The organism is Pannonibacter sp. CBAS1226, assembly GCF_055685825.1.
In genome coordinates this window covers 18,625-38,113 of sequence record NZ_JBVOUO010000015.1, presented here as the reverse complement: position 1 = coordinate 38,113, position 19,489 = coordinate 18,625, and the positions used below count along the sequence as shown (strand labels likewise).

Annotated in this window: 18 protein-coding genes; 15 read left to right on the top strand and 3 right to left on the bottom strand. The window is 66.1% G+C overall.

All coding sequences use genetic code 11. The annotated features are described in order from the left end of the window. The first annotated feature begins 704 nt into the window (after positions 1-704). From AC0CMF_RS23720 to AC0CMF_RS23710, 3 genes are read left to right on the top strand one after another with little or no spacing between them, the layout of a single operon-like run. Positions 705-1,598 (top strand): fumarylacetoacetate hydrolase family protein, encoded by an 894-nt coding sequence (locus tag AC0CMF_RS23720; protein ID WP_472482489.1) that lies wholly within the window; start codon positions 705-707, stop codon positions 1,596-1,598. 1 nt (position 1,599) lies between these two features. After that, a complete protein-coding gene (hpaH, locus tag AC0CMF_RS23715; RefSeq protein ID WP_472482488.1) occupies positions 1,600-2,415 on the top strand; it encodes a 2-oxo-hept-4-ene-1,7-dioate hydratase in 816 nt (271 codons plus the stop codon). Then, positions 2,415-3,194, top strand: a complete 780-nt coding sequence (locus AC0CMF_RS23710; RefSeq protein ID WP_472482487.1) for an aldolase/citrate lyase family protein — start codon at positions 2,415-2,417, stop codon at positions 3,192-3,194. The genes hpaH and AC0CMF_RS23710 overlap by 1 nt, the downstream gene beginning before the upstream one ends. A 66-nt stretch (positions 3,195-3,260) precedes the next feature. Here AC0CMF_RS23710 and AC0CMF_RS23705 read toward each other — a convergent pair whose 3' ends face one another. Together AC0CMF_RS23705 and AC0CMF_RS23700 are read right to left on the bottom strand one after the other, a co-directional pair. Then, a complete protein-coding gene (locus tag AC0CMF_RS23705; RefSeq protein WP_472482486.1) occupies positions 3,261-4,085 on the bottom strand; it encodes a transporter substrate-binding domain-containing protein in 825 nt (274 codons plus the stop codon). 1,046 nt (positions 4,086-5,131) lie between these two features. Further along, positions 5,132-6,061: a LysR family transcriptional regulator gene (locus AC0CMF_RS23700; RefSeq protein ID WP_050473744.1), complete on the bottom strand. Its 930-nt coding sequence runs from the start codon at positions 6,059-6,061 to the stop codon at positions 5,132-5,134. Positions 6,062-6,210: 149 nt separating this feature from the next. Here AC0CMF_RS23700 and AC0CMF_RS23695 point away from each other — a divergent pair, with 149 nt between their 5' ends. The 9 genes from AC0CMF_RS23695 (at position 6,211) to AC0CMF_RS23655 (ending at position 14,980) form a co-directional block, all read left to right on the top strand. Continuing rightward, positions 6,211-7,392 (top strand): NAD(P)/FAD-dependent oxidoreductase, encoded by a 1,182-nt coding sequence (locus AC0CMF_RS23695; RefSeq protein ID WP_374630930.1) that lies wholly within the window; start codon positions 6,211-6,213, stop codon positions 7,390-7,392. Continuing rightward, positions 7,389-7,661 carry a 2Fe-2S iron-sulfur cluster-binding protein gene (locus tag AC0CMF_RS23690; protein WP_374630928.1) on the top strand — a complete coding sequence of 91 codons (273 nt, stop codon included), beginning with the start codon at positions 7,389-7,391 and terminating at the stop codon, positions 7,659-7,661. Before AC0CMF_RS23695 ends, AC0CMF_RS23690 begins: the two co-directional genes overlap by 4 nt. After that, entirely contained in the window at positions 7,651-9,036 is a 1,386-nt protein-coding gene (locus AC0CMF_RS23685) for an FAD-dependent oxidoreductase (RefSeq protein ID WP_472482485.1), read from the top strand. The genes AC0CMF_RS23690 and AC0CMF_RS23685 overlap by 11 nt, the downstream gene beginning before the upstream one ends. Beyond that, entirely contained in the window at positions 9,033-10,454 is a 1,422-nt protein-coding gene (locus AC0CMF_RS23680) for an aldehyde dehydrogenase family protein (RefSeq protein ID WP_374630924.1), read from the top strand. The genes AC0CMF_RS23685 and AC0CMF_RS23680 overlap by 4 nt, the downstream gene beginning before the upstream one ends. A 79-nt stretch (positions 10,455-10,533) precedes the next feature. Beyond that, a complete protein-coding gene (locus AC0CMF_RS23675) occupies positions 10,534-11,277 on the top strand; it encodes a 4-hydroxy-tetrahydrodipicolinate reductase (RefSeq protein WP_374630922.1) in 744 nt (247 codons plus the stop codon). 18 nt (positions 11,278-11,295) lie between these two features. After that, positions 11,296-12,216, top strand: coding sequence for a 4-hydroxy-tetrahydrodipicolinate synthase (gene dapA, locus AC0CMF_RS23670; RefSeq protein WP_374630920.1), 921 nt, complete (start codon positions 11,296-11,298; stop codon positions 12,214-12,216). A 137-nt stretch (positions 12,217-12,353) separates the two neighbouring features. Beyond that, entirely contained in the window at positions 12,354-13,019 is a 666-nt protein-coding gene (locus AC0CMF_RS23665) for an amino acid ABC transporter permease (RefSeq protein ID WP_058900953.1), read from the top strand. An 11-nt stretch (positions 13,020-13,030) separates the two neighbouring features. Then, positions 13,031-13,810 (top strand): amino acid ABC transporter ATP-binding protein, encoded by a 780-nt coding sequence (locus tag AC0CMF_RS23660; RefSeq protein WP_374630918.1) that lies wholly within the window; start codon positions 13,031-13,033, stop codon positions 13,808-13,810. A gap of 18 nt (positions 13,811-13,828) precedes the next feature. Further along, on the top strand, positions 13,829-14,980 hold the full coding sequence (locus AC0CMF_RS23655; protein ID WP_374630916.1) for a saccharopine dehydrogenase family protein: 1,152 nt from the start codon (positions 13,829-13,831) through the stop codon (positions 14,978-14,980). Between the two features lie 99 nt (positions 14,981-15,079). Here AC0CMF_RS23655 and AC0CMF_RS23650 read toward each other — a convergent pair whose 3' ends face one another. Beyond that, positions 15,080-15,343 (bottom strand): helix-turn-helix domain-containing protein, encoded by a 264-nt coding sequence (locus AC0CMF_RS23650; protein WP_186392322.1) that lies wholly within the window; start codon positions 15,341-15,343, stop codon positions 15,080-15,082. Between the two features lie 229 nt (positions 15,344-15,572). On the opposite strand from AC0CMF_RS23650, the gene AC0CMF_RS23645 reads away from it, so the two are divergent. The 3 genes from AC0CMF_RS23645 to AC0CMF_RS23635 all read left to right on the top strand — a co-directional run bounded on the left by AC0CMF_RS23645 (position 15,573) and on the right by AC0CMF_RS23635 (position 19,479). Further along, positions 15,573-16,529 (top strand): sugar-binding transcriptional regulator, encoded by a 957-nt coding sequence (locus AC0CMF_RS23645; RefSeq protein WP_374630914.1) that lies wholly within the window; start codon positions 15,573-15,575, stop codon positions 16,527-16,529. 141 nt (positions 16,530-16,670) lie between these two features. Continuing rightward, positions 16,671-17,984, top strand: a complete 1,314-nt coding sequence (locus tag AC0CMF_RS23640; RefSeq protein WP_374630912.1) for an ABC transporter substrate-binding protein — start codon at positions 16,671-16,673, stop codon at positions 17,982-17,984. A 622-nt stretch (positions 17,985-18,606) separates the two neighbouring features. Next, positions 18,607-19,479, top strand: a complete 873-nt coding sequence (locus tag AC0CMF_RS23635) for a carbohydrate ABC transporter permease (RefSeq protein WP_374630910.1) — start codon at positions 18,607-18,609, stop codon at positions 19,477-19,479. The last annotated feature ends 10 nt before the right edge of the window (positions 19,480-19,489 follow it).

Sequence of the window (19,489 nt, the reverse complement as noted above, 5' to 3'; positions counted from 1 at the left end):
CTGGATTCACACATCAGGTTCGGACACTGCCCGCAGTGACGCATCTGATCTGTGGCAGGGCCTCTCCGCCCCCCTCCCCCTCGTGGGGAGGGGTGAGGGGTGGGGGGGTGGGGGGTGGGGGGCTCTGAGCCGAAAACGATATGGAAGACAGTTAGATACCTGAAGAGGCATCGGAGGATGCAGCTGTATGAAATCAATGAATACTCTGCCAGCCGGAAAGTCCTTCCCCCCACCCCTAACCCCTCCCCACGAGGGGGAGGGGGGCGGAGGCGCCGTGCCAGAACGACCGGACTTCAGGCTCTCCCCTCAAATACGATCTGTTCATGCAGTAGCCACCAGGGAGAGGGGCAATACACTCGCCTTTTGCCGCAGCGCCCCTCTCCCCCCTTGAGCTACCGGATCACACATCGAGCTCGGACACCGCCCGCAGTGATGCATCTGGTTCAGAGCACAGCGTCTCAGCCCCCCTCCCCCTCGTGGGGAGGGGTGAGGGGTGGGGGGCTCTGAGCCCACAAACGGCTGAGAGATAAACAGTTTCCAGAAACGCCATCAGAACAAAGCGCCACTGGAAATCGGCCACTTCTCTGCCAAACCGGGAGGCCTCCCCCCACCCCTACCCCCTCCCCACCAGGGGGAGGGGGGCGGAGAGGCCTCAGTTCAGCAGCCAGCAACACCATGACCAGAACCACGAGGACAAACCAGCCATGACCCAGCCGCGTTTTCTGAGTTTCCGCACCGCAGGCAACCGTGAGGGCTTCGGTCTTGTAGCCGGAGATGGGGTGATTGATCTGTCCGCGCGGCTGAAGGGCCGGTTTTCCAGCCTGATGGACATCATCGCGCAGGGCAGCCTGACGGAGATTGCCGAAAGCTACGGCGGGTTCTCGCCGGACATGAGCCTTGCAGAGATCACCTTCACCATTCCGGTGACCCGGCCGGAGAAGATCATCTGCACCGGCGTCAATTTTCCCGACCGCAACGAGGAATACAAGGACGGCAAGGAGGCCGCCGCCTATCCCTCGCTGTTCGTGCGGTTCGCCGGGTCCTTCACCGGCCACGGCCAGCCGCTGGTGCGCCCGCCGGAGAGCCATCAGCTCGACTATGAGGGCGAGATCGCCGTGGTCATCGGCAAGGCGGGGCGGCGGATTGCGGAGGCGGACGCGCTGGCCCATGTGGCGGCGCTGACCCTGTGCAACGAGGGAACCTTGCGCGACTGGGTGCGCCATGCGCGTTTCAACGTCACGCAGGGCAAGAATTTCGATGCCTCCGGCTCCATGGGCCCCTGGCTGGTGCCCCTCACCTCCCCCGCCCAGATCGAGGACATCAGCCTGCAGACGCGGGTGAACGGGGAGTTGCGGCAGGAGGACAGGACGGGGCGGATGCTGTTCCCGGTGCCCCGGCTCATCAGCTACATTTCCACCTTCACCACGCTGGCGCCGGGCGATGTGATCGTGACCGGCACGCCGACGGGCGCAGGCGCGCGGGCCGAGCCGCCCGTGTGGCTGAAGCCGGGCGATATGGTGGAGGTGAGCGCAGACGGGCTTGGCACGCTGCGCAACACCATCGCGGATGAAATGCCGGATGCGGCAAGGGAGGCGTGAGATGCTGAGCGCAACACAGATTGAGGAGGCCGCCACAAAGCTGGACGAGGCCGAGCGCAGCCGCATCCAGACCGGGCTGCTGTCGCTCGCCCATCCGGGCATGACCATGGATGATGCCTATGCCATTCAGGCCGCCTGGGTGCGGCGCAAGCTGGCGGCGGGGCGGCGCGTCATTGGCTGGAAGATCGGCCTCACCTCCAAGGCCATGCAATATGCGCTCAACATCAACATCCCCGATTCCGGCGTGCTGCTGGATGACATGCTGTTCGAGGATGGGGCGCAGATCCCGCCAGAGCGCTTCATCCAGCCGCGCATCGAGGCGGAAATCGCCTTCATCATGAAGGCGCCGCTGAAGGGGCCGGGCGTCACCGTCTTCGATGTGCTCAACGCCACGGATTACGTCACCCCGGCCATCGAGATCCTCGACACCCGCATCCTGAGGATGGACCCGCAAACGAAACAGACGCGCAATGTCTGCGACACCATCGCCGACAATGCGGCGAATGCGGGGATCGTCACCGGCGGGCGGGCGCTGCGGCCGGACCAGACCGACATGCGCTGGATGGGCGCCATCGTCAGCCGCAACGGCGAGGTGGAGGAAACCGGCCTTGGCGCGGGCGTACTCAACCAGCCTGCGCGCGGCGTCGCCTGGCTCGCCAACCGGCTGGCGCAGTATGGCGAGGGCATCGAGGCCGGGCAGATCGTGCTCGCCGGCTCCTTCATCCGCCCGGTCGAGGCCCGGCCCGGCGACACGGTGAGCGCAGATTTCGGCCCGCATGGCAGCGTCAGCCTGCATTTTGCCAAGGGAGACGCCTGATGCCCGCGCCCGTCAACCCGTTCAAGAAGGCCCTCAGCGAAGGGCAGTTGCAGACCGGCCTGTGGCAGGCGATCGGCAGCGAGGCCGCCGTCGAGATCTGCGCCGGCACCGGCTATGACTGGCTGCTGCTGGATGCCGAACACGCGCCCAATGACGTGCCACGGCTCGCCGCACAGCTGCGCGCCATGCGCGGTTCGCCCTCCCATGCGGTCATCCGCCCGCCCATGGGAGAGGCCTGGATGATCAAGCAGATGCTCGACATCGGCGCGCAGACCCTGCTCATCCCCATGGTGCAGGATGCGGATCAGGCCGCTGCCCTCGTGCAGGCTGTGCGCTATCCGCCGGCCGGCATCCGGGGTGTGGGCGCGGCGCTGGCGCGGGCCTCGGATTACAACCGGGTCGAGGGCTATCTGGAAACCGCCAATGACGAGATCTGCCTGCTGGTGCAGGCCGAAAGCGTGATGGCGCTCAAAAATCTCGAAGCCATCTGCGCGGTCGAAGGGGTGGACGGCGTCTTCATCGGCCCGTCGGATCTGGCCGCAGACATGGGGCTTCTCGGCCGCCCCGGCGCGCCGCAGGTGCAGGCGGCGGTGTCCGATGCCATCGCCCGCATCGTCGCCTGCGGCAAGGCCGCCGGCGTGCTGAGCACCGACCTTGCCCTTGCCCGCACCTACCGGCAGATGGGCGCCAGTTTCATCGCCATCGGCCACGACGTCGGCCTGCTCGCCACCGGCGCCCGCCAGCTGCTTGAGCGGTTCAAGGAAGAGGCGGAGGGATAAGCCTCCCTCAAACGCAAGGCGCCCCGCTTGTGGCGGGGCGCTGCGTGGTGTGGCCTGATGGCTTGATCAGCCGCCGAAGCCGAAGCCCTCGGGCATGTCGGTCAGGGTGATGCCGAAGGGCTCAAGGCTCTTCAGGATCCAGGTCTGGTTGTTGCCGATGCGGCGGTTGTATTCGGCCCAGGCGGAGACGAAGCTCTTGAAGGTTTCGTCGGTGCCATAGTTCAGCGCGATCACGGAAGGGGTCGAGAGCACCGGCACCGGAACCTTCACGGTGCCGACAGCCGGGGCCTTCTTCGAAATCACCAGACCGTTCAGCATGGTGTTGACGAGGCCATCCGCCTTGCCGGTGGTGACTGCGATGATCGCCTCATCGCGCGTCTTGAAGCGCAGAATATTGGCATTGGGCAGATACTGCTGGGTAATCAGGTCCTGCGCCGATCCCATGTCCACCGCGAAGGTGTACTGGGGGTCGTTGAGATCCTGCCAGGTCTTGCCCGTCAGCTCGTCCTTGGCCGACACGATGATGAAGCTGTTGTAATAGGTCGGGTCCGAGAAGGACACGGACATGGCGCGGACCGGCGTTGCGGTGACGGCGAAAGCCATGTCCACCTTGCCGCTCTGCACGTCAAGGATGGCGTTGGACCAGCTCGATTCCACCACTTCCAGCTTCACGTCCAGCGTCTTGGCGATGTCGCTGGCCATGTCGATGACGAAGCCCTGCCATTCACCGGTGCGCGGGTCCTTGTTGAAATAGGGCACCTCATTGAGGATGGCCGGAATGCGCAGGACACCGCGGGCGCGAATATCGTCAATCGTACCGGCACTGGCTGCTGCGGTTCCCGCTGCCAGCGCCATGGCGGCGATGCCGCAGAGTTTTGCAAGAAAGTTCATGTTGTCGGGCCTCCGTTGTTCCCCTGGAATTGCTTTTGCCTGCTCCACATCTTCTAGTGGAACGGCAGCACTACTGGCCGGGTTTCAGCCTAGCCGGGGCGCGGAATTGAACAATGCTAAGGAAGAGGCCGCCCTTATCCTGTTTTTTATATGTGCAGCGCTGCCTGAGCCAGAGCCTCACCATATATTCAGCGCCGTCCCGGACGAAGCGGAGCGGAGATCCGGGAACCACTCGCTTGCAGAGCGGAAAGGTTGAAGCGCAGCGCGGATGCTTGCTCCGGGCCGGGAGCCTGCCGCCGCACTCAGGACAACGGAATCCCTCTGCAAACGAGTAGGCCCCGGCTCGCGCTGCGCTTGGCCGGGGTGACCCAGTGCCAGTTACCCGGTTGTGGGGCTTGCCGCCAAAGCCAGAGCTGCGTCAGTGACCAAGGCGAAGCCAGCGACAGAAACACTGTCCTCACCACCCCCTCGGCGTCGTCCCGGACGAAGCGGAGCGGAGATCCGGGAACCACTCGCTTGCAGAGCGATGAGGTTGAAACACAGCGCGGAGGCTTGCTCCGGGCCGGGAGCCTGCCGCCGCACTCAGGACAACGGCATCCCTCTGCAAACGAGTAGGCCCCGGCTCGCGCTGCGCTTGGCCGGGGTGACCCAGTGCCAGTTACCCGGTTGTGGGGCTTGCCGCCAAAGCCAGAGCTGCGTCAGTGACCAAGGCGAAGCCAGCGGCAGAAACACTGTCCTCACCACCCCCTCGGCGTCGTCCCGGACGAAGCGGAGCGGAGATCCGGGAACCACTCGCTTGCAGAGCGGAAAGGCTGAAGCGCAGCGCGGCGGCTTGCTCCGGGCGGGGAGCCTGTCGCCGCACTCAGGACAACGGCATCCCTCTGCAAATGAGTAGGCCCCGGCTCGCGCTGCGCTTGGCCGGGGTGACTCTGTGCCGTTTACCGGCCACAGTGCCCAACGGAGAGGCTGAAGCGCAGCGCGGAGGGGCGGCGCGGAGAGGTGGATCTGCCGCAGCGTGGCGCGGGCGCCCTGAATGCCGGTCCGTCCTACGGCACCGGATAGTTGAGCTCGCTGCCGCGCGGCGCCTCCAGGATCGGGCCGACCAGTTCCTTGCGGCAGTCATCAAACAGCTGCTGCACGGCCTGATGTTTCTGCAGGAAACCGGCCGTGCCGAAATAGACCCGCACCTCCGGCAGGTTGGTGAGGCGCAGGCTGGTGATGCCCTGGTCCTCGGGCAGCAGGCACCATTCGGGGATGATCGAAAAGCCCAGCCCCTCCTCCACGCAGCGCTTGACGCTGGAACTGCCGGAGGCGGTGATCGTGGGCTGGACGTTGGCCCCGTCGCGGCTGAGAAAATCCATCGTCAGATTGCGCAGGGTCTGGCCCGGCTCGAAGGTGATGAAGGGCTTGTCCCGCGCCCAGCGGGGAATGTCGCGCACCTCGGGCGGGGCGCCCCAGGACTGCGGATAGACCAGACTGAGCCGGTAGGTGCCGAGCTGCCGCTGCGGCACGACGGGATCGCCGAAGTAGCGTTCGGAGATGCAGATGTCGAGACTGCCGTTCTTCACCAGCTCGGCAAGCACCGTATCGCGCTCGTAGACGGCGAATTCCATGTCGGGGAACTGGGCGCGGAAGCGGCTCAGCACCTTCGGAAACAGGTAGAAGAAGATCGCCTGCGGCATGCCGACCCGCAGCGCGGTCCGCTGGTTCTCGATCAGCTTCGTCAACCGCTCCAGCATGATGTCGAGTTCCGGATAAAGCAGGTTGTAGAGCATCACCCCCCTTGGCGTGAGGATGATCCGCTTGGCGCCCTGCTCGGTCTCGATCAGCCGTCCGTTCAGCAGCTGCTCCAGCCGCCTCACATGATTGGCGGCGGACTGATAGCTCAGATTGAGCTCCCGCGCTGCGCCCGAAAACGAGCCATGGCGGGCGACTTCGTAGAATGTCTGAATGAGTGTCAGGCTGATCTTGGCCATGCTGGTCTACCTCTCTCTCTCCGCCATAATGGCCGGAAATGAGTTAGCCGATACAAAATTCAGGAACAGGGAATGCTGTGTTCTTGTATCGACGCTGCCCCGTCTGCCGCCTCACACTTGGGCGCAAGTCAGAACAAGGGGACCAGACGGTGGACACGCCGCTCGCGCAGACTTCTCCCATCATCATCGCCGGGGCCGGCATTGCCGGGAGTGCGGCTGCCTATTTTCTCGCCCGGCAGGGCCTGAACGTCGAAGTTCTCGACGCGGCAATGCCTGCGGCCGGAGCCTCGGGCGCGTCGGATGGTGCGGTCTCCGTCGCCAGCAAGCGGCCGGGCCCGCTGATGAGCGCGGCCCTCAAAGGCATCGCGCTCTACCGGTCACTGGCGCAGGAAGGGCTGCTGGCCGCCGAATTCCACGAGCGCTCCACCTTCATCGTGGCCTCCACCGCCGAAGAGGAAGCCGTGCTGGAGCGGCACGGGGCCGCCCTTGCCAGCGCCGGGATCAGGGTCACTGCCTTCTCCGGCCCCGCGATCGTCCGCCGGTTCCCCGCGCTTTCGCCCGCTGCCTGCCTTGTGCTGGAAGTGCATGGCGAGGGCCACGCCATCGGCTATCAGGTCGTCCACCGGCTGCTGAGCGCATCGCGGGCCACGGTTCACCGCAATTGCAAGGTGGAAGGCCTCCTGACCTGCGCCGATGGCAGCCGCATCACCGGCGTGCACACCAGCAAGGGCACCCTGGATGCCGGGGCGCTGCTGATCGCCACCGGCAACGGCACTTCCGCCCTGCTCGGCCTTTCCGGTGTGCTGACCCCGCGCAAGGGCCAGCTTCTGGTCACCGAGCGGGACCGGGCTTTGAGTGCCGGCATGCCGGGCTCGATCATGTCGGGCCGCTATCTCCTGTCGAAAGGCAGCCAGAAGGCGGCAGGCGCCAGGGATCAGCGCGGCTTCGGCCTTGTCATCGACCCGCTGCGGACAGGACAGTTTCTCATCGGCGGCACGCGTGAGGACCACGGCGACACCCGCCAGACGGACCTTGAGGCCGTGAGCACCATGCTGCGGCAGGCCGCAGATCTGGTGCCCGGCCTTGCGCACCTGCGGCTGCTGCGCAGCTTCGCTGGCGCACGCACCGCCGTTGCCGATGCCCTTCCACTTGCCGGGCGCCTGCCCGGCTGCACCAATGGCTACATTCTCACCGGCTTTGAGGGCGACGGCATCTGCCTTGGCCCGGTGGTGGCCAAGGCCATGGCAGCGCTCATCTGCGGCCGGGAGCCGGAGCTGGATCTGGCCCCCTTCGCGCCGGACCGCTTCGCCAGCCTGAGGTTTGCCGCATGAGTGGCCCGAGCTTTTTCTGGTGCGGCGAGACCGTCTCCTTCCGTCCGGGCGAAACCATTGCAGCGGCGCTGACAGCGGCCCGCATTCTGCACCTCGGCACAGACGCAAACGGCCAGCCCGCCCGCTATTTCTGCGGCATCGGTGCCTGTCAGGCCTGTGCCGTGCTGGTTGATGGCACCATCCGCGAGGCCTGCCTGACCCCCGCCCGCAGCGGCAGCGAGGTCCGGCCGGTGACGCCTGCCAGCGCAGGAGGCAATGATGCAGGCTGACGGCCAGTCCTTTCACGATGTCATCGTCATCGGCAGCGGCCCGGCGGGAATGGCCTGCGCCCTCACCGCAGCGCGCGGCGGCGCCAGCGTGCTGCTGGCGGACCAGCGGCCCGGCCCCGGCGGCGCCATCTTCCGCAACGCCATTCCCGGCGTGCGGCCCCTGTCCCTGGCCAGAGCGCAGAAGCGCCTGCGGGACCGGCTGTTTGCGGGTCTTGAAAACACACCCGCGATCCAGCGCCTGCCGGAACACCTCTATCTTGGCCTCGATGCGGACGGCCTCGTCATGCTGGAGGACCGGAAGGCCGGTCAGGTGAAGACCTTCCGCTGCCGCATCCTGTGCCTTGCCACCGGGGCCGTGGAGCGCGTGCTGCCGCGCCCCGGCTGGACGCTGCCCGGTGTGGTGACGGCCGGCGGGCTGCAGGTGATGATGAAGGAAACGGGCAGAGCCCCGGCCGGGCGCACCGTTCTGGCCGGATCCGGCCCGCTGCTGCTGGCCGTGGCCGCCCAGCTTGCCCGCCTTGGCACCCCGCCGCTGGCCGTCATCGAGGCGGGTGATCCCTTGCGGCAACTCAGCGCGGGGCTCGGCCTGCTGCGCTGGCCCGGCCTCTGTCTGGAGGCCGGCGGCTATGTGGCCTCCCTTCTCACCGCCCGTGTGCCCTGGCACCGGGGTGCAAGGCTGACCGGCATCGAAGCGGCGGCAGACGGCCTTGCGGCGCAGTGGCAGGACCGGCATGGCAGGGCGCACACGCTGGCCGCAGACCGCGTCGCGCTGCATGACGGCCTTGCCGAAAACAGCTTCGGCCTTGCTCCTTCAGGCAGTTCGCAAAATGCGCCCGGCCATCCGCTGGTGCTGCATGCCGGGGATTGCCGGGAGGCCCTCGGCGCCCCTGCCGCCGCGTGCAGCGGAGAGACCGCCGGAGAGATCTGCCTTCACGTGCTCGCGGGCCGGACAGAGCCTGCGGAGCGCCTGCAGCAGCGGCTGAAAACCGCGACAAGCCGATACGGGAAGATGCAGGACCTCATCGCCCGCGCCTTCTCGCCGCAAGGCGGAGCACAGCACTTCACCGCCCTGCCGGATGACACGGCGCTCTGCCGCTGCGAAGGCAGGACAATGGGCGATCTGCGCAAGCTTTTCACCGCAGACCCCGGCCTCTCCGGCCGTGAGCTGAAGCTGAACGGGCGCTTTGCCATGGGCGCCTGCCAGGGCCGGTTCTGCGCCGCCAACACCGCTGCCGCAGTGGCCGAACTGACCGGCAGCAGCCTGCCCGTTTCCACGATCACCGGCCACCGCTGGCCTGTCCGCCCCGTTCCCATTTCCAGCCTGATCCGGCTTGAGCCCGGCAAGGCTGACCACGCTGAAGAGGCCACACAATGACACTGCCGGTCCAGACCGCCCCAACCCTCTCTCCAACTCTCTCCTCTGCCAGCGCTGCTGCCATCGAGGTGCGCAACCCCTTTGATGGGGCACTCGCAGGAGAAGTTCCGGTCAGCACCGGGGCGGAGGTTCTCGCCGCCCTCGCCCGCGCCCGCAAGGCACAGGCCGACTTCCGGCACTCCACCCCGGCGCTGCGCCGCAAGCTGCTGGAGGCCCTGGCCGCGCAGATTGCCGCCCATGCGGAGGAACTCGCCCGCACCATCTGCAACGAGATGGGCAAGACGATCACGGAGGCCCGCAATGAAGTGCGCCGCGCCCAGAACACCCTGCGGCTCTCGGGCGATGCAGCCACCTTCCTTGACGGCGAGGCGCTGCATTGCGCCATCGTCGAGGGCGGCGCCGACCGGCTGGCCACCATCACCTATCAGCCGGTGGGCGTTGTCGGGGCCATCACGCCCTTCAACTATCCGCTCAACCTCTTGTGCCACAAGCTGGGGCCGGCCATTGCCGCGGGCAATGCGGTGATCGCCAAGCCCTCGCCCAAAGCCCCGCTGGCCGCTGCCATGCTCTGTGATCTCGCCGCAAAGGCGGGCTGGCCGGACGGGCTGTTCCAGGTGGTGCATGGCGGCGCTGAAACGGCCCTATCGCTGGCCCGCGCGCCCATCGACCTTCTGTCCTTCACCGGCGGCCCGGCGGCCGGGCTTGCGCTGAAGGCGGCCAGCGGACTGGTGCGGTGCCTGATGGAACTGGGCGGCAATGACCCCTTGTTCGTGCTGCCGGATGCGGATCTCGACCAGGCCGTGGCGACGGCCATCGGCCACCGCTTTGAAATCGCCGGTCAGAGCTGCGCTGCGGTGAAGAAGCTCTACCTGCATGAGGACATCGAAGAGGAATTCACCGCCCGGCTGCTGGGCGAAGTCGCACGCATACGCACAGGCGATCCCCGGCTGGCGGACACGGTGATGGGCCCGGTCATCGACGAGGCAGCTGCCGCTCTGGTGGAGAGCCGGATCAGCCAGACACTTGCAGGCGGCGCAAAGCTTCTGGCCGGTGGCACCCGTGAGGGCACGCTCGTGGCCCCAACGGTCCTGCGCAATGTGGCTGCCGATGCTCCGGTCATTGCCGAGGAAACCTTCGGGCCGGTCATCGCCATCCGCAGCTTCCGCGATCCGGCGGCCGCCATCTGCGAGGTGAATGCGGGCGACTATGGCCTGCAGGCCGGGGTCTTCACCAATGATCATGCGCTGGTGAAGCTGTTCTCCCGCGAGCTGGCGGTGGGCGGTGTCATGATCAACGAGGGACCGGACTTCCGCGCCGAACATGTGCCCTTCGGCGGCATCAAGCGCAGCGGGCTGGGCCGCGAGGGGGTGCGCATCACCTTGCGGGAGATGTCCGAAACCAAGGTGGTGATCGACTGACGCCAGCCCGCGCGAGGCATGAGCAATTTCAAGGCATGATGCGCCAGCATCGCCAGAGCTGGCAGGAGGAGCAGGAGCAATGCGGATCTCGATCTTCGGAGCATCCGGCCGTGTCGGCACACAGCTGGTGGAACTGGTGCTGGCCAGTCCGGGGCTGGAGCTGGTGGCCGCGCTTGTCTCGCCCACCTCACGCCATGTGGGGCAGCCGGTGGCGGGCGGCGCATTGGAATACCGGCCCGCAGAGGCGGCCATGAACACCCGCTGCGATGTGATCATCGACTTCTCGGCCCCTGCCGCCTCGCTCTGGCTGCAGGAGCAGATCGGCCGCAGCCCGCTGCCCTGCGTCATCGGCACGACGGGCTTTTCCAAGGCGCAGGAGGATCAGCTGACCGGCTGGTCCGCCCACCGGCCGATGGTGATCAGCGCCAATTTCGCCCTTGGCTTTGAGGCTTTCCGCCAGTGCGCGGCACGCTTTGCCAGCACCATGCCGGGCGCCGAGGCCACGGTGCGGGAGGTCTATCACGCCCGCAAGAAGGCCGAACCGTCCGGCACCTCCCGCTGGCTGGCGGAAACCGTGCGAAAGGCGCGGAGCAAGGCCATGGGCTTTGCAGCGAGCGAACCGGACATCACCGTCAACCGCGAGGGCGATGTCACCGGCATCAACGAGGTGCGCTTTGACCTGGGGTCCGCCGGGCTGACGCTCTCCTATCAGGTTCACACACTGGCAGCCTATGCCGAAGGCGCAATGGCTGCCGCCAGCTGGCTCCGCACGGCCAGACCAGACTGCGGGCGTTACACGCTCGCCGACACCCAGACCACATGACGTCCACGGGAGAGCCCCATGACACAGCTTTCTGACCGTTTCCGCGGTGTCTTCACCGCCCTCGTCACCCCGTTCCGCAACGGCGGCATCGACCATGATGCCTATGCCGCCCTGGTGGAACGCCAGCTTGCAGCCGGGGTCACGGGCCTTGTGCCCGTGGGCACCACCGGCGAAGCGGCAACCCTGTCCGATGCGGAAGCCGAAGACCTGATCCGCCGGACGGTGGAACTGGCCCGGGGCCGCGCCTTCATCCTCGCGGGCGCAGGCGCCAATGACACGGCAAAGGCCGTGGAAAAGGTGCGCCGGGCGGAAGCAGCCGGGGCCGATGGCGTGCTCGTCGTCACCCCCTATTACAACAAGCCGGGACAGGCCGGGCTCACCGCCCATTACAGCGCCGTGGCGAAGGCAACCTCCCTGCCGGTGGTGCTCTATTCGGTGCCCGGCCGCTGCGGCGTCGAGATTGCCCCGGAAACCTGCGCCGGGCTGATGGACATGCACGCCAACATCGTCGCGATCAAGGAAGCGGGCGGGTCACCGTCACGCGTCACGGAGCTGCGGCAGGCCTGCGGCAGCCGCCTCATCATTCATTCGGGCGACGATGGCCTGACGCTGCCATTCCTGTCGCTCGGCGCCTGCGGTGTCACCAGCGTCGTCTCCAACATCGCCCCGCGCGAGATGGTGGAACTGGTGAAGGCGTGGGAACAGGGCGACACGGCCCGTGCGCTGGCGGTGCATGAACTGGTCGCGGAGCTTGCCGGCAGCATGTTCATCGAGTCCAATCCCGGTCCGGTGAAGGCGGCGCTCGCCCTCGCCAATCTCGCCGGACCCGAGATGCGCCTGCCGATGGTGCCCGTCTCCGACCGGAGCCGCCAGACCATTGCCGCCGTTCTGAGCCGTTTCGGCTCGGCATCCGGCAGCTTTTCCGGCAGCACCTGCTGACCCGGCAAAGCGCCTGCCATGCCCGGCGGCGGAAAGACCGCCAGGCGGCCAAGAAACACAAGAACCGGAAGAACCAGAGGGACCAGAATGACTGACACATCACATGCGCCGGCCCCCGGCAGAACAGGAGGCGGATCGTGACCTACACCTGGGATTTTCACTCCGCCTGGCAATACAGGGATCTGTTCCTGTGGGGGCTCTGGATCAGCGTCCTCTACACGGCAGGCTCCATCCTGTTCGGGGTGCTGATCGGCTTTCTCACCTGCGCCATGCGCCTGTCCGGCTGGAAGGTGCTAGACCTCACCGCCCGCACCTATCAGGAAATCTTCCGCTGCACGCCGCTTCTGGTTCAGCTGCTGTGGTTCTACTACGCCTTCCCGCTGCTGGTGGGCGGAACCATCGACAACCGGGTGGCCGCCATGCTGACCCTGTCGCTCTATGTCGGGGCCTTTTATGCGGAGATCTTCCGGGGCGGCATCGTCTCGATCGACCGGGGCCAGCGCGAGGCGGCCGCCGCGATCGGCATGAGCCCCTGGCAGTCGATGCAGCGCATCATCCTGCCGCAGGCGCTGAAGCGGATGCTGCCGTCCTTCATCAACCAGTCCGTCATCCAGTTCAAGAACACCTCGCTGGTGTCGGTGATCTCGGTGGCCGACCTGGCCTACATGGCGGCCGTCGTCAACGGCCAGACCTACCGCCCGCTCGAATCCTACACGGTCATGGCCGTCCTCTACATCGCGGTGCTGCTGCCCGTGACGCAGATCGCCGACCGGGTGGAAAAGCGGCTGCGCGTGAGCGATTGAAGGAGAAGGGCATGACCAGCGAAATCAGCCGTGCCGCCGCAGGCCCGGTGATCGAAGCCTCCGGGCTGCAGAAGAGCTATGGCAATCACCACGTCCTCAAGGGCCTTGATCTCAGCCTCAGCCGCGGCGAAGTGGTGGCCCTGATCGGGCCGTCAGGCTCGGGCAAATCCACCTTCATCCGCTGCCTCAACCGCATGGAGCATCCGACCGGCGGCGAGATCCGTTTCCGTCAGCAGCCGGTGGGCGACAGTTTCCGCGACAGTGCCGGCAAGATCGGCATCGGCACCTTGCGCCGCCATGTCGGCATGGTGTTTCAGCACTTCAACCTGTTTCCGCACATGACCGTGCTGCAGAACGTGACCGAAGGGCCGGTCACCGTCTGCCGCAGGCCGCGCCGGGAAGCCGAAGAGCTGGCCATGGACCTGCTGGCGAAGGTCGGCCTTGCCGAAAAACACGCGGCCTACCCCAACCATCTCTCGGGCGGGCAGAAGCAGCGGGTGGCCATTGCCCGGGCCCTGGCCATGGAGCCGGAGGTTCTGCTGCTGGACGAGGTGACCAGCGCCCTTGATCCGGAACTCGTCAGCGAGGTTCTGGCCGTCATCCGCTCGCTCGCCGAACAGGGCATGACCATGGCCATCGTCACCCACGAAATGGCCTTCGCCGCCGAAGTTGCCGGACGGGTGCTGTTTCTCGACCAGGGCGTCATCGCCGAAAGCGGCACGCCGGACAGCGTCATCCTCAACCCGGAAAATCCCCGTCTCCAGGCGTTTGTGGCCCGTTTCCGGCCCTGACAGAAAGGCAAGAAAGCCATGTCCGGCTTCAAGATCTCTATCGTGGGTGCAGGGCGGGTGGGCACGGCCCTTGCCGCCCTGCTGGCACAGGATGCCGGCTTCCGGGTGCGGGTGCTTGACCGCTCCGAGGATGCGCTCGACGGCTTGCGCCACGCAACTGCGCCGCTGGAAACACGCCTCCTGTGCCATGGGGAGGAGCTGCACACGGTTCTGGCGGGCGAGGATCTCGTGGTGGCCGCCGTGCCGGACAGCGCCGTCGCCGCCGTGGCAGAGGCTGCCCGGCGCGCCCGCGTCCACTATCTCGATTTCATCGCCACGCCAGCAGCGGCCCGCCAGCCGCTGGAGGAGCTGGCGGCAACCCGCGCCGTGCTGCCCGGCTGCGGCGTGTCGCCCGGCCTTGCCGGAACCCTCGCCTGCGCCCTGCTGAAACGCTATGCGCCGGTGTCCGATCTCATCATCCGCGTCGGCGCCCTGCCCCGCTATCCCGCCAACCGGCTGGGCTATGGCCAGATCTGGCATGTGGACGGGCTGATCGACGAATACACCCGCCCCTGCACCGCCCTGCGCGAGGGCCGCAGCACGGAACTGTCGCCGCTGGAGGATTACGAGCGCCTCAACATCGATGGCGTCGCCTTCGAGGCCTTCACCACGTCGGGCGGGCTGGGGGATCTGGATGCGGTGGCCCGGTTCTCCCCGCGCAGCGTCACCTTCAAGACCCTGCGCTATCCCGGCCATCTGGACTACATGCGCTTTCTGCTGGATGACCTTGGCCTGCGCCAGCGCCGCGACATGCTGAAGTCGCTGCTCTGCAACGGGCTGCCGGTGGTGGAGGATGACGTGCTGCATGTGATGCTGACAGTGAAGGCCATGCGCGGCCGCCAGCCGGTGGAGCGGACCCAATGCCTGCGCTTCGGCCCCCCGCATGGCCCCCTGTTTGGCCCCGCAGGCTTCGGCACACGTGAAGGGACAGACAGCGGCACCCGCCCTGCAATGGTCAACGCCCTCACCGCCACGGCCACCGCCTATGCCGCCACGCTGATCAGCGGCCTTGCCAGCGGCAAACTGGCCGCAACGGGCATGCTCGACCCGGCCTCCCTCGACGTGGACACCATGCTCACCGGCCCCTACCTCGCCCCGCTGCTCAACGGCAGCGCTGCCGGGTCATATTAGCGGTCAAGCGTGACATGGGTGACGACGGCGCGCGCCCGTCCCGCTCCGTGATGCTGCCTGCCAGATGACGCTCGTAGAAAAGCTGCAAGGCTCAGCTCCTCACAAGGGCGGAAGCGGACTGGGGGAGGTTTGCAGCGGGCCTGCCAGCAGCGCGCCGATGCGCAGGCCGAGCGCTTCGGCGGCGGCCAGCGCGGGGCCGAGATGGCTGGTGCCCTTGCCCCGCTCCAGCTCGCTGATGAAACGGCGGTTGGTGCCGATCATGCCGGCAAGATCTGCCTGCGTATACGCCAGCGCCTTGCGCCGCGCCCGGATGGCTGCGCCAAACTCCCGTGCCAGCCGCTCTTCTGCCGGAGACAATGCCATCTGCACCTCACCAATCTGCTACACATCTGTAGCATCATGAGCTGAGCACCACAAGATGATACCTTTCTGTAGCATTGATGTGGGATATGCAAAAAAGATACAGAAAGGTATCTTTCTTCTGCTCTACATCTTCAACGATACCGTTCTGTACCATCACCCGCGCAAGCGGCCGGTTTGACAGCGGCGGGCAAAATTGGCAGCACTGTCGCCAGAGACGGGGAAAGCTTTCATGGCGAAACGTGGCGAAGGGCAGACGAGGCTGGATGATGCGGCAAGGGCCGGCTGGCTCTATTACGTCGCGGGCCGCACCCAGGACGAAATCGCCGCCGCCATGGGCATCTCGCGCCAGAGCGCGCAGCGGCTGGTGTCGCTGTCGGTGGCCGAACGGCTGATCAAGGTGCGCCTCGATCACCCGATCGCCGCCTGCCTGGAACTGGCCGAAGCGGTGAAGGCGCGCTGGGGCCTCAAGGATGTGGAGATCGTGCCCACCGATCCGGCCGCAGAATCGGCCACGGTCGGCGTTGCCGAGGCCGGTGCCGCCCAGCTGGAGCGCTGGCTGAAGCAGAGCGAACCGCTCGTCATTGCCATGGGCACGGGGCGGACACTGCGCGCCGTGATCGATCAGCTGCCGCCGCTGGACTGCCCGCAGCACAAGATCGTCTCGCTCACCGGCAACATCAGCCCGGACGGCTCGGCCGCCTATTTCAACGTCATCTTCTCCATGGCCGATGCGGTGAAGGCACCGCATTTCCCCATGCCGCTGCCGGTGATCGTTTCCTCTCCGGCAGAACGCAAGCTGCTGCACAGCCAGCCCCTCGTCGCCCCGACCATCGCCCTCGGGCACTGCAGCGATGTCACCTTCGTCGGCATCGGCGAAATGAACATGAGCGCACCGCTGCTGGTGGACGGTTTCCTGAAACCGCAGGAGATGGAAGACATCCTGCGCGCGGGCGCTGCGGGCGAGATCTGCGGCTGGATCTTCGGCGCGGATGGCAAGCTGCTGGATCACCCGGTCAACGAACGGGTCGCCAGCCTCGAAATCCCCTCGCGCCAGACCTCCACCGTCACCGGCATCGCCCGGGGCAAGCGCAAGCATGCGGCGATCCTCGCCGCCGTGCGGGGCGGGCATATCAACAGCCTCATCACCGATGAAGAGGCCGCCCGGCACCTTCTTTCCCGGACGTAAGATTTTTTTCCCAAGCCATATCAATTTCTTACCTGATCCTTGCGGCATCGCAGCATGGAATCCGGATTGACATTTTGCGCGCTCAAAGTGAGTAATTGCCCACGAGCAAGGCGAATGCTCATTTTCTTCTGGGAGGAAGACATGCACTTGAAGACGATTCTGCTGGGCGCGGGCTCGCTGCTGGCCCTTGCCGGCATGGCCTCGGCCGAAACCCTGACGATTGCGACGGTCAACAACGGCGACATGATCCGCATGCAGGGCCTCACCTCCGAATTCACGGCGCAGAATCCGGACATTCAGGTCCAGTGGGTGACGCTGGAGGAGAATGTCCTGCGCGAGCGTGTCACCACCGACATCGCCACCCGGGGCGGCCAGTATGACATCATGACCATCGGCACCTACGAGGTGCCGATCTGGACGAAGCAGGGCTGGCTGCTGCCGCTGGAAAACCTCGGCGCGGACTATGACGTGGACGACCTCTTGCCGGCCATCCGCTCGGGCCTGACCGGCGAGGACGGCAAGCTCTATGCCGCACCCTTCTATGGCGAGAGCTCTTTCGTCATGTACCGCAAGGACCTGATGGAAAAGGCCGGGCTGACCATGCCGGACGCCCCCACCTGGGACTTCATCGCCGATGCGGCGCGCAAGATGACCGACCGGGCCAATGGCATCAACGGCATCTGCCTGCGCGGCAAGGCGGGCTGGGGCGAGAACATGGCCTTCCTGACGGCCACGTCCAATGCCTTCGGCGCCCGCTGGTTTGACGAGAACTGGCAGCCGCAGTTCGATCAGCCGGAATGGAAGAACACCCTCGACTTCTATGTGAAGCTGATGAATGACGCCGGTCCGCAGGGCGCCTCCTCCAACGGCTTCAACGAGAACCTGGCGCTGTTCCAGCAGGGCAAGTGCGGCATGTGGATCGACGCCACCGTCGCCGCCTCCTTCGTGACGAACCCGCAGGACTCCACCGTTGCCGAACAGGTGGGCTTTGCCCTGGCGCCCGACACGGGCCTCGGCAAGCGCGGCAACTGGCTCTGGGCCTGGAACCTCGCCATCCCGGCCGGCACGCAGAAGGCGGAAGCGGCGGAAAAGTTCATCGCCTGGGCAACCGGCAAGGCCTATCTGGAGCTGGTCGCCTCGAAGGAAGGCTGGGCCAACGTTCCCCCCGGCACCCGCACCTCGCTTTATGAAAATGCCGAGTACCAGGCCGCAGCGCCCTTTGCGAAGATGACGCTGGACTCCATCAACGCCGCCGACCCGAAGAACCCCACCGTCAAGCCGGTGCCTTATGTGGGCGTGCAGTTCGTGGCCATTCCCGAGTTCCAGAGCCTCGGCACCTCGGTCGGCCAGCTCTTCTCGGCAGCCCTCGCCGGCCAGATGTCCGTCGATGACGCGCTCGCCCAGGCCCAGACCATGACCGTCCGCGAAATGACCCGCGGCGGCTACATCAAGTAAGCAGCGGGGGTTCTGCCACGTGACTGCAGTGAGGCCTCAGCTTTCCGGCACGGCCTTTCAGTCCCCCTCCCCCTTGAGGCCACCGGATTCACACATCAGGTCCGGACACCGCCCGCAACGATGCATCTGCTTTCCGGCAGAACCTCTCCGCCCCCCTCCCCCTCGTGGGGAGGGGTAAGGGGTGGGGGGCTGAGCCTGCAAGGGTTTGAAAAATGGAACTTTTCCTGAATAGGCACCGGAGGGGCAGCTGTATGAAATCAATGAATGCCCCGCCAGACGGAAAGGCCTTTCCCCCCACCCCTAACCCCTCCCCACGAGGGGGAGGGGAGCTGAAAGACCGTACCTGAGTGACCAGACTTCAGGCTTTCCCCAAGCTGTCTCCGGCTTCAAACACGATGTGTGCATGCGGTAGCCCCCTCAAGGGGGGAGAGGGGCACTGCAGTGAAAGGAGGGAGCTTGCCTCCTCCTTGCAGCCGTCAAGAAACACTGGCGGCAGAGCTTAACAAGACAGGCTCAGCCCCCATCGTCCACTCCCCCGTCCGGGCCTCTCATGAGGGGTCCGGGCGGGCTCCCCGGGTCCTTGCGGCCTCTGGCGCAGCGCTCATCAGGGCAAGATTTCATCATGGCTACTCAGAACACACGCACACTGGCACGTCTGATGATGGCACCCTCCGTCGGGCTGCTGCTGATCTGGATGATCGTGCCGCTCACGATGACGCTGTGGTTCTCGTTCCAGAACTACAATCTGCTGAACCCGGCCAATGTCAGCTTCGCCGGGCTGTTCAACTACCGCTATTTCTACACGGATCCGGCCTTCTTCCAGTCGGTCTGGAACACGCTGCTGATCGTCGGCGGCGCGCTGTTCATCACCATCGTGGGCGGCCTGCTGCTGGCGCTGCTGCTGGATCAGCCCATGTTCGGGCAGGGCATTGTCCGCATTCTGGTGATCTCGCCCTTCTTCGTCATGCCGCCGGTGGCGGCGCTGGTGTGGAAGAACATGATCATGCATCCGGGCTACGGCGTGCTGGCGGATATCAACCGGGCGCTGGGGCTCGATCCGGTGGACTGGTTCGCACAATATCCGCTGCTGTCGATCATCATCATCGTCGCCTGGCAGTGGCTGCCCTTCGCAACGCTGATCCTGCTCACCGCGCTGCAGTCGCTGGATGTGGAGCAGAAGGAAGCGGCGGAGATGGACGGGGCGAATGCCTTCAACCAGTTCCTCTATCTGACGCTGCCGCATCTGGCCCGCGCCATCACCGTGGTGATCCTGATCGAGACGATCTTCCTGCTCAGCGTCTATGCCGAGATCCTCGTCACCACCAATGGCGGGCCGGGCTATGCCTCGACCAACCTTGCCTTCCTGATCTACCGCACGGCGCTGCTTGGCTATGACGTGGGCGGCGCATCAGCAGGAGGCATCACCGCCGTCATCCTCGCCAATATCGTCGCCATCTTCCTGATGCGCGCCGCCGGCAAGAACCTGGACCGGTAAGGAGACACGC